The organism is Pseudomonadota bacterium (assembly GCA_010028905.1).
GTDB lineage: Bacteria > Vulcanimicrobiota > Xenobia > RGZZ01 > RGZZ01 > RGZZ01.
In genome coordinates this window covers 1-2,460 of the sequence record RGZZ01000624.1, presented here as the reverse complement: position 1 = coordinate 2,460, position 2,460 = coordinate 1, and the positions used below count along the sequence as shown (strand labels likewise).

4 protein-coding genes are annotated in these 2,460 nt (G+C 63.3%); all 4 read right to left on the bottom strand.

Features of this window, described 5'->3' with window-relative positions:
- Window positions 1–114: 114 nt before the first annotated feature.
- The 4 genes from EB084_23675 to EB084_23660 all read right to left on the bottom strand — a co-directional run bounded on the left by EB084_23675 (window position 115) and on the right by EB084_23660 (window position 2,384).
- On the bottom strand, window positions 115–564 hold the full coding sequence (locus EB084_23675; protein NDD31262.1) for a hypothetical protein: 450 nt from the start codon (window positions 562–564) through the stop codon (window positions 115–117).
- A 378-nt stretch (window positions 565–942) separates the two neighbouring features.
- Window positions 943–1,170, bottom strand: coding sequence for a hypothetical protein (locus EB084_23670; protein ID NDD31261.1), 228 nt, complete (start codon window positions 1,168–1,170; stop codon window positions 943–945).
- Between the two features lie 23 nt (window positions 1,171–1,193).
- Window positions 1,194–1,943: a two pore domain potassium channel family protein gene (locus EB084_23665; GenBank protein NDD31260.1), complete on the bottom strand. Its 750-nt coding sequence runs from the start codon at window positions 1,941–1,943 to the stop codon at window positions 1,194–1,196.
- Between the two features lie 207 nt (window positions 1,944–2,150).
- Window positions 2,151–2,384 (bottom strand): rhodanese-like domain-containing protein, encoded by a 234-nt coding sequence (locus EB084_23660; GenBank protein ID NDD31259.1) that lies wholly within the window; start codon window positions 2,382–2,384, stop codon window positions 2,151–2,153.
- Window positions 2,385–2,460 lie beyond the last annotated feature (76 nt).

Here is a 2,460-nt window from a genome sequence, read left to right as displayed (position 1 = left end):
CACACTATATCGAACAGGCTTCGCTAAGAACGAGAAATCACGCTGTAGTGCGAATGTTCGGTGAGAATCACGCCCGAACAAAAGTGTGGCGAGACTCTTGTCTGGGGGGATGGTCTATCTGAAGAAGCGACAGCGCGTTGGGGTGGAGACACAGTGTCGAGTGCTTTGTTGCGAGCCCCACGACGCCTGCTTCTCTTCGAGGTCGCCGAGACGGCGGGCGTGAGCGTTGAGAACGATGTGGAGGCTTGCGAACGTGTCGCGCAGCTCACCGATGTCGGTGTTCGCGTTCCTCGTGTTCACGCACCTGCCGTTGGTGGCCCCATCCAGACGGCGCACCTTGAGCTGCGTGCCGATCATGGTCTGTTGTCGCTTGAAGACTACCGCTTGCATTGCTTCGACATCGCCATGGTTCTCGCCCCTGTTGCCCTTCATGGCGTCGATCTCACGCGTGGATTGCTGCTGGTTTGCGTTGATGTTGTGAACGTGGCCGTCGATGCGGCGGACCAGATCATTCACAACGCGCTCTTCTTGCGGGCCTGACGCTGCGGTCACCAGGCTGAGCATGCCACGTTCACCGTGGCGTAGGTCAAGAAGCGCCTGGGTGCTGACGAAGCGCTGATGGGATGGGCCGATCTTCTGAACGATTTGTTGCGTGGGTGTGAATGCGGCTGACGGCGGGTGACGTGTGGCTTGCCTTGATGCAGAGATGGTCTTGAGGCCGCCAAAGCTTCAGTGTGTTCTGGTCGGGTTTGCATAGAACCTTTGGAAATCGTTGTTTCTGGCCGTTTTACATTACGTGTTCTGCAAAGTTCACGCAGAACCTGGGAGGGCAGAGCTGGGGGAGATGTTGAGGGGGCGGATGTGGATTGGTGGCCGGGAGGTCGTGGTGGAGAGAGCCTGCTGACGTCGATGGCTGGGGCTTGGGACTTCGGGCGTGGGTGACTACGGGTTCCTGGCTGGCGGGTTGATCCTACGAAGCTCGCGGCGTGGGAGTGGTCTACCTTCGGTGGGGGTGTTGTCAACGGGCATGGTTTTTCGAAGGGGCCGGGCGAGGCGGAGGAGGTTGATGAGATTCAGCGAGGCCTGCGCGTCGTGCATCAGCGGGACCTGCGCGTCGTGCATCAGCGGGACCTGCGCGTCGTGCATCAGCGGGACCTGCGCGTCGTGCATCAGCGTTGCTTCTGCCCTTCGTCTCAGGGGGCCAGGAGATGCCCGCGCAGCGCCTGTCCGGCGGATTGCACGCGGTCCATCTGGGCGGCGAGGTCGGTTGTGTAGCGGCGGGGAACGCAGTCGCTGCAGATGTCGGCCGATAGGCCAATCATCTTCTCGATCGACTGGCGCATGAGGGGCGACAGGGTGAAGGCGCCAGGGGAGGCGGCGAGAACATCAGACCACGCGCGCAGGCCGCTCTCGAGCGAAGCGAGGATGGTCTCGATGACGAGCTCCTCCGGCTCGTGCCGTGAGCGGAAGAGCAGTGCGTGAATGGCGCGCATCTCGCCGAGGAACACCACCGCTCCGCTCTCGACCCGATCTCCCAGGCGAGGGTGCGGGACGTTTGTGCTGACGACGTCGCCGAGGGCGTGCAGCTCCATCAGGACGAGGTGGAGGTTGGTGCGGATGCGTCCCAGCTCGTTCTCGAACGTGCTCTCGCTGACTTCTTCGATGAGACGATCGTGTCGGCTCGAGACGAACTTCGACACCACGCCACCGAACAACAGGAGCTCGAACACCGCTTCCAAGAGCGAGATGATGCGCGCCGCGCCGACAGGAGTGACGTCGCCGTAGCCCACCGACGTGGCGGTGACCGCGCTGAAGTAGAGCGCGTCGAGGAGGGTTCGCCCATCGAAGGGGAGGGGCTGGCCTCCCTGCACCAGCCCGTGGCCCGGCAGGGCGCAGGCCAGCCAGAAGAGCGCGGCGGAGACGATCACGATGACGCTCCACATGGTGGCGAGCTGGCTGAAAGAGCGACTTCCCAACGCCTCGAGGGCAGCTGTCAGGCCTGTTCTTGGCGTGAATGAGATCGCCTGGACGCGTCGGATCCCCTCTACGGGGAGGTTGTGGTCGACCCAGTCGGCGATGCCTCCTGTGTAGTGGCGAAGGTTCGTGTATCCCAGGTCTGTGAGCAGGCGCACGGCCTGCATCGCGAGCGGTCAGGTCGAGGTGCCGCAGTAAAGGATGATCTCGCGGTCGCGGTCGGGCAGAACGGCTGCGGCTCGACTTTTGATCTCGTCGACAGGGAGGTTGATCGCGCCCGGGATGTGGCGGAGCCCCCAAGAATCGGGGGGGAGTACGTCGACCACTACGAGTTGAGGGTCGTACAGACGGCGCAGGAGCTCTTCACGTGACACGTCCGACATCGGGGCCTCCTCGGTGCAGATGGCCATTTGACCGCGGAGCGGGCGCTTTCCTCCGCGGATCGCGGGGGGTGCGGGGGCGGATTGTCGCGACGGTGTGGGGGTG